This window comes from Streptomyces sp. NPDC059850, assembly GCF_042731515.1.
Taxonomy (GTDB): domain Bacteria; phylum Actinomycetota; class Actinomycetes; order Streptomycetales; family Streptomycetaceae; genus Streptomyces.
In genome coordinates this window covers 1-7,284 of sequence record NZ_JBHWJI010000126.1, presented here as the reverse complement: position 1 = coordinate 7,284, position 7,284 = coordinate 1, and the positions used below count along the sequence as shown (strand labels likewise).

The window sequence follows — 7,284 nt, the reverse complement described above, 5'->3', positions numbered from 1 at the left end:
CGCTGCCACAGCGCGTAGTCGGCGTACTGCACCGGCAGCGGCGACCACCGCGGCACCTCACCCGCCACCCGCGCCTCATACGCGGCGGCCAGATCTTCGATGAGGGGCCGCACCGACCAGGCGTCGGCAGCGATGTGATGGATGCAGAACTGAACAACGTGCTGGTCGGGTGCGGTTTCCAGGAGCGTGGCCCGTACGGGGATGTCTGTGCTGAGGTCGAAAGCGTGGCGCGCGGCGGCGGCCAGGCGAGCGGGCACCTCGTCCTCGGTGACCGTGGCCATCTCCCACAGCACCTCCACGTCGTCCAGCACCACCTGATAGGCGCCCTCGACGTCCTCCGCGAACACCGTCCGCAAACTCTCATGCCGGGCCACCACATCGGCCAGGGCCGCACGCAACGCTGGCTGGTCCAGGTTCCCCGAAAGACGCAGCGCCAGCGGAACGTTGTACGTCGCGGACGGCCCCTCCAGACGGTGCAGGAACCACAACCGCTGCTGCCCGAACGACAACCCCACCCGCTCCGGCCGCGCACCCGCCCGCAACACCGGACGCGCCCCACCAGCCTGATCCAGCACCCGACTCAGCCCAGCAACCGTCGGATTCTCGAACAACTGCCGGATCGACACCTCAACCCCGAGCACCGACCGCAGCCGCGACACCAACCGTGTGGCCAGCAGTGAATGACCACCCAGATCGAAGAACCCCTCATCAATCCCCACCCGGGGCCTGCCCAGCACCTCACCGAAAAGACCACACACGATGTCTTCCCGTGCCGACCGCGCCACCCGGCTCCCCACCTGGTGGCGTGTGGAGTCAGGAGCTGGCAGGGCCCGCCGGTCCACCTTCCCGTTCGGCGTCAACGGCACCGCATCCAGCACCATCACCACCGTAGGAACCATGTACTCCGGCAACCGCGAACGCGCCCCCTCGCGCACCTCAGCCGGGTCCACGACCGCACCCGGCTCCGGCACGACGTACCCCACCAGCACACCCTGATCAACCACCGCCACCGCACGGCCCACACCCTCGACCGCCAACAGCCCCGACTCCACCTCACCCAGCTCGATACGGAACCCCCGCACCTTGACCTGGGCATCCGAACGCCCCACATACTCCAGAACGCCGTCAGCCCGCCACCGCACCACATCCCCCGTGCGATACATCCGACCGCCACCCCACGGACACGCCACGAAGCGCTCCGCCGTGAGGTCTGGCCGACCGTGGTAGCCACGCCCCACACCCGCACCCGCGATATACAGCTCGCCCCGCGCCCCGGTCGGCACCGGACGCAGCCACGCGTCCAGCACATACACCCGTGTGTTCGCCACGGGTCCACCGATCGATACTGCGCCCTCCGAGGGCACCGGCGCGTTGGTCGAGTACACCGAGGTTTCCGTCGGTCCGTATCCGTTCAGTGCCGACGCCAAGCCGCTCACCATGGATGACGCCAGTTCGCGCGACAACGCCTCGCCGCCCACCAGGGCATGTACCTCCTTCAGCCGGTCACCGGCGACCGCGAGCACCTCACGCCACAGGCTCGGAGTGGCCTGCATCACCGACACCCGCGCCTCAACCGCCAACCCCACCAGCAGCTCCGCATCCGCCACCACCTCGGACGAAGCGATCACGACACACCCGCCCGACACCAACGGCGCGAACAACTCCACCACCGCGATATCGAACGCGAAGGTCGTCAGCGCCAGCACACGATCCGCACCCACCACACCCCGCAGACCCGCCAATACGTTCACCAGGCCACCGTGCGGCACCACCACACCCTTCGGCCGCCCCGTCGAACCCGACGTATAAATCACATACGCGGCCGACGACAACGCGGGCACCACACCCAGCGAGACCGAAGACACCGCCTCCAGCTCCGCCACCACAGCCGGGTCGTCGAGCAGTATCACCGGAACGGTCATCGCTTCGGCCCAGTCCATGGCACCGGACACCGACAGCATCAGCACCGGCGCCGAGTCCTCCACCATGAACCGCACCCGCTCCGCCGGATACGACGGATCCACCGGCACATACGCCCCACCCGCCTTCAACACCGCCAGGAGCGCCACCACCGCATCCACCGACCGGGGCATCGCCACGGCAACCCGCGACTCCACCCCCACGCCACGCGACACCAACAGCCGCGCGAGACGGTTCACCCGCGCGTCCAACTCCGCATAGGACAGCGCCACCTCACCACACACCACGGCCCGCACATCCGGAACGACACCCACCCGCTCCTCGAACAACACCGGCAGCGGAACGGACTGCGTGGCGACCACCGGTCCGCGATGCTCGGCGGGAAGCGCCCGCTCCTGTCCGGCCAGCACATCCAGCCGCGCCACGGGCGATGCCGGGTCGCTCGCGAACGTGCGCAGCACGCGCAGCAGGCGCTCCCCCAGGGCGACGACGGCCGCCCGGTCGAGGAGGTCCTGCCGGTGGGAGAGGCGCAGGGACAGCTCGGCTCCGGGGAGGACCATCAAGGTCAGTGGGTAGTGTGTCGCGTCCCGGCCCCTGATGCCCACGATGCGCAGCTCGCCCGGTCCCCCGGCCGCTCCGCCCGGCGCGGAGGGGTAGTTCTCGTAGACGAGGAGCGAGTCGAACAGCGGGGTGTCCGCGTGCAGTCCGCAGAGCTGCTTGATGGATGCCAGGTCGTAGTGGTGGTGGGCGAGGAGCCCGGCCTGCTCCCGCTGGACCCTGGTCACCAGGTCGGCGAGCGTTTCGGCCGGGCGCAGCCGAATCCGTACGGGCAGGGTGTTGATGAAGAGGCCGACCATCGCCTCGACTCCCGCGACATCGGCGGGGCGTCCGGAGACGGTGGCGCCGAACACCACGTCGTCGCGGCCGGTGAACTGGGCCAGGACCAGCGCCCAGGCCGTCTGCACCACGGAACTCGTGGTGACGCCGAGGCTCCTGGCCCGGCGCGTCAGCGATGACGTGGCGTCCGCGTCCAGGGCCAGTTCCAGCTGCTCGGGCAGGGCGGGCACCGCCTTGGCGACGGGGGGTGCGAGCAGGGACGGCTCGTCGAATCCCTCCATCACTTCGGCCCAGGCGGCGCGGTCGGCGGCCCGGTCCCGCCGGGACAGCCATTCGAGGTGGGTGCGGGGGGAGCGTACGGCGGGCAGTGCGGAGGCATCGCCGCCCGTGCCGTACAGGGCGACGAGATCGCGGAGCACGATCGGCTGCGACCATCCGTCGAACAGGAGGTGGTGGTGGGACATCACGAAGACGTGTCGCTCCGCGGCGAGACGGATGTACCGGAACCGCACCAGTGGCGGGGTCATGAGGTCGAAGGGCTCGTACCGGTCGGCCTCCAGCAGCTCGGCGAGGTGTGTTTCGCGCTCCGCTTCCGGCCGGTCGCTCAGGTCGTGCTCGTACCAGGGCAGCTCCACGCTCTTCGGTATGAGCTGCACCGGTCGGCTCAGCCCCTCGTGGCGGAACGCGGCCCTCAGCCCGGGGTGCCTGGCAAGCAGCGCTTTCGCGGCCGCGCGCAGTGCGGGTAAGGACAGCTCGCCTTCGAGGTCGACGGTGAGCTGTACGGCGTAGACGTCGGGGGCTTCCTGGTCGTAGAGCCGGTGAAAGAGCATGCCCTCCTGCATCGGGGAGAGCGGCAGGATGTCCTGCAGACCTGACGTGCTCACAAAGTCCTCCACTCGGCCTCGAGGGCGTCGATCTCGTTCTGACTCAGCCCGGCACCCAGCAGGTCCGAGGGGGTACGGCCGCCCGCGTCGGGGTTGTCGGCGTGGTCGGCCAAGGCCTGAAGGGCCGCGAACCACCCGTGGGCGAGGTCGGCGATCCGATCCGGTTCGAACAGGCCGGTGGCCCAGGTCCAGGTCGCGGTGAGGGCGGGTCCGTCCTCGTACTCCCGCACCAGGACGTTCAGTTCCACCGGGTGCAGCAGCGCGGTGTGCGAGTCCTCCGCCGTGCCCGCGCCGCGCGCCGCGGGCTCCGCCGTCTGTCCCTTGGCGCGCCCGAGGTAGTTGTAGGCGATCTGCGGGGCGGGGAGTTCCGCCAGGTCGTCCGCGGTGTCCGGGTTGAGATAGCGGAGCAGCCCGTAGCCGGTGCCCGCTCCGGGTACGGCCCGCAGCTGCTCCTTGACCGTCTTGACCGCCTGCCCGGCGCCGACTCCGCCGCTCAGGGCGTCATCGACGTCCACGCCGCCCACATCGAGGCGTGCCGGGTGCACGCTGGTGAACCAGCCGACGGTCGTCGTCAGGTCGGCGCCGGGCATCAGCTCCTCGTCCCGGCCATGGCTCTCTACGTCCACCAGCAGCGCCGTTCCCTCGCCGCGCCAGCGAGTGACCGCGAGGGCGAGGCCGGTGAGGAGGACGTCGTCGGCACCGGCGTGGAACGCGGCCGGGACGGTGGTCAGGACCCGTTCGGTGACGTCTGCGGGCAGGGTCAGGGAGAGCCGTGCCGAGGCCCCGGCCACATCGCGGGTGGCGTCGAACGGCCGCGTGCCCAGCGGCTGGTCGGGGCCCGCGAGCAGCCGCTTCCACACCGCTGCCTCGGCCACCCGCTCGGGGCTGCGGGCGGCGGTGTGCAGGGCGCGCGTCCATTGGCGCAGTGAGGTGCCGATGGGGCGCAGGTCGGGAGCCCGGTCCTCGCGCAGCGCGTTCCAGCACTCGATCAGCTCGGGCAGCAGGATGCGCCAGGACACCTCGTCGACGGCGAAGTGGTGGATGGCCAGCAGTACCAGCCCTGGCGCCGCCGGACCCCGGTCGAACCAGACCACCTCGACGTCGCGCCCCGTGCGGGGGTCGAGCCGGTCCCTGGCAGCGTCGGTTTCCGCTGCCATGCGGGCGGCCGCGTCGTCGGGGTCGGTGGGGAGGTCGACTCGGCGTATGGCGTCGGCCAAGTCCACCGCGTCCGGGTCCTGGATCTCCAGGCACTGCCCGCCGCCTTCCCCGACGAGGCGCAGCCGCAGTGCGTCGTGGCGCCGGACGATCGTCTCGACGGTGGTGCGGAGCGCCTCGATGTCGGCGCCGGCGGGCAGTTCCAGCAGCCGTGACTGGGCGAACCCTTCGGCCCGGCCGCCACGCCCGGTGAACCAGGCGAGTACGGGCGAGACGGGCAGCGGGCCGTCCTCGTCGCCGGTCAGCGGACCGGCCTCCGGCGCCGCCGCGGACGAGGCGGCGGCCGCGAGTGTCGCCGGGGTCTGGTGGCTGAAGACATCACGGGGGCTGAGGCCGAGTCCTTCGGCGCGGGCGCGGCCGATCAGCTGGATCGACGAGATGCTGTCACCGCCGAGGTCGAAGAACCGGTCGTCGGGCCCGACGGAGTCGAGGCCCAGCACCTCGGCGAACAGCCTGCACAGCAGTTCCTCGCGGGGGTCGCGTGGTGCGGACGTCCCCTCGTGCCGTGGCTTGGGCAGCGCCTTGCGATCGACCTTGCCGTTCGGCGTGAGCGGCAACTCGTCCAGTACGACGTACGCGGAGGGTGTGGTGTAGGCGGGGAGTACGGTCGCGACGAACTCGCGCAGTTCCTCCGGGTCGAGCACCGCCCCGGTTTCCGGTACGGCGTAGCCGACGAGCCTGCGCTGCCCGGGCTGGTCCTCCCGCACGGTGACCACGGCCTGCGCGGCCCCGGGAAAGCGGAGGATGGCGGCTTCCACTTCGCCCAGTTCGACGCGGAAGCCGCCGAACTTCACCTGTCCATCGCGGCGTCCGACGAACTGCACCGCGCCGTCCATCCGGTGGCGTGCGAGGTCCCCGGTGCGGTACATCCGGCTCCCGGGAGGGCCGAACGGATTGGCGGTGAACCGTTCCGCGGTCCGGGCCGGGGCACGGTGGTAGCCACGGGCGAGTCCCCATCCGGCGATCCACACTTCGCCGATGGCACCGGGCGGCACGAGGCGCAGCCGATCGTCCAGGATGTACACCTGCTTGTTGTGAAGAGATGTGCCGATCGGTACGACGCCGTTCCCCTGGTCGGGCCGGTATTCCCAGGCGGTGGCAATTGCGGTGATCTCGGTGGGCCCGTATGCGTTGATCACCCTGTGCCGTCCGGACCAGCGACGAGCGGTTTCCGGCGGGCACACATCGCCGCCTATCGTGACCGTCAGTCCGCTCGGGAACTCCTCCTCCGGAAGGCTGGAGACGACCGCGGGCGGCAGAAACACGTGGGTCACCCCTGTGGCCTCGACCAGCCGTGCGACATCGATGCCCAGCGGCTGGTCCCCCGGTGGCAGGACCACCGTGGCACCGGCCAGCAGCGCACTGACGAGGTCCCAGACGGCAGCGTCGAAGCTCATGGACGACATTTGCAGGATGCGGCTGCCACGCTCGATGCCCTGCCGGTCGACGGAGGCGGTCACGAGACTCGGTATGCCTTCGTGCGGTATCACCACACCCTTGGGGCGCCCGGTGGACCCGGAGGTGTACACCATGAAGGCGGCGCTCAGCGGGGAGACGACCGCCGGGGAGGCCTTCGGGCGCGGGCCACCGTCGAGGATTGCCTCCGCGACCGCAGGGTCGTCCAGGAGCAGCACCGGGACGGTGTCGTCCTGGGCAACCCACTCCCGCAGCGTGGCCTGGGTGAGGATCAGCGCCGGCTCGCTGTCCTCCAGCATCAGCTGGATGCGTTCGGCCGGATAGGCGGGGTCGAGTGCGACGAACGCGCCCCCGGCCTTGACGATGGCCAGCAGCGACACGACCCACAGCTCGGAGCGCTCCAGGGCGACGGCGACGAACGTATCCGGGCCGACCCCTCGCTCCGCCAGCAGCCCGGACAGCCGGTCGGACAGCCGGTCGAGCTGGGCGTAGGTGAGCGTACGTCCGGCGAAGACGACGGCGGTTTCGCCGGGGACTTCGGCCACGACACGGCGGAACATGCCGGTCAGCGTGGTGTCCCCGGGGTCGTAGGCGGTGTCGTTCCACTCCCTCAGGACCTTGTCGCGCTCGGCGGGAGTGAGCGCGTCAACGTCGGACAGGACGCGGTCGGGCGTCGTGGCGAGCGATGCCAGCAGGTGCGTGAAGCGCTCGGTGAGGGCGACGACGGTGTCCCGGTCGAACAGGTCGGTGTTGTACTCCAGAAGCCCCTGCACACCGTCAGGGCTGCCGTCGTCCCCGTGCAACTCGGCGAAGCCGAACACCAGGTCGGACTTGGCGCTGCCGATGCCCACGGCCTCCGGTGCCACGGTCAGCCCGCCCAGTTCGTCGGGCACGGCGTTCGCCGTGTGCTCGCGCTCGTTGTTGAGGGTGAGCATGACTTGGAAGAGGGGGTGGCGGGAGAGGGAGCGTTCGGGGTTGATGAGGTCGACGAGGCGTTCGAAGGGCAGGTCCT

The 7,284-nt window shown here is 70.6% G+C and carries 2 protein-coding genes; both read right to left on the bottom strand.

Translation table 11 applies throughout. From position 1 onward, the window contains the following. A partial coding sequence (locus ACFV9T_RS42335; protein ID WP_385449127.1) for an amino acid adenylation domain-containing protein occupies positions 1-3,641 on the bottom strand: 3,641 nt, incomplete at its 3' end. After that, positions 3,638-7,284 (bottom strand): amino acid adenylation domain-containing protein (locus tag ACFV9T_RS42330; protein ID WP_385449126.1); only part of this gene is annotated, 3,647 nt, incomplete at its 5' end. The genes ACFV9T_RS42335 and ACFV9T_RS42330, both read right to left, overlap by 4 nt.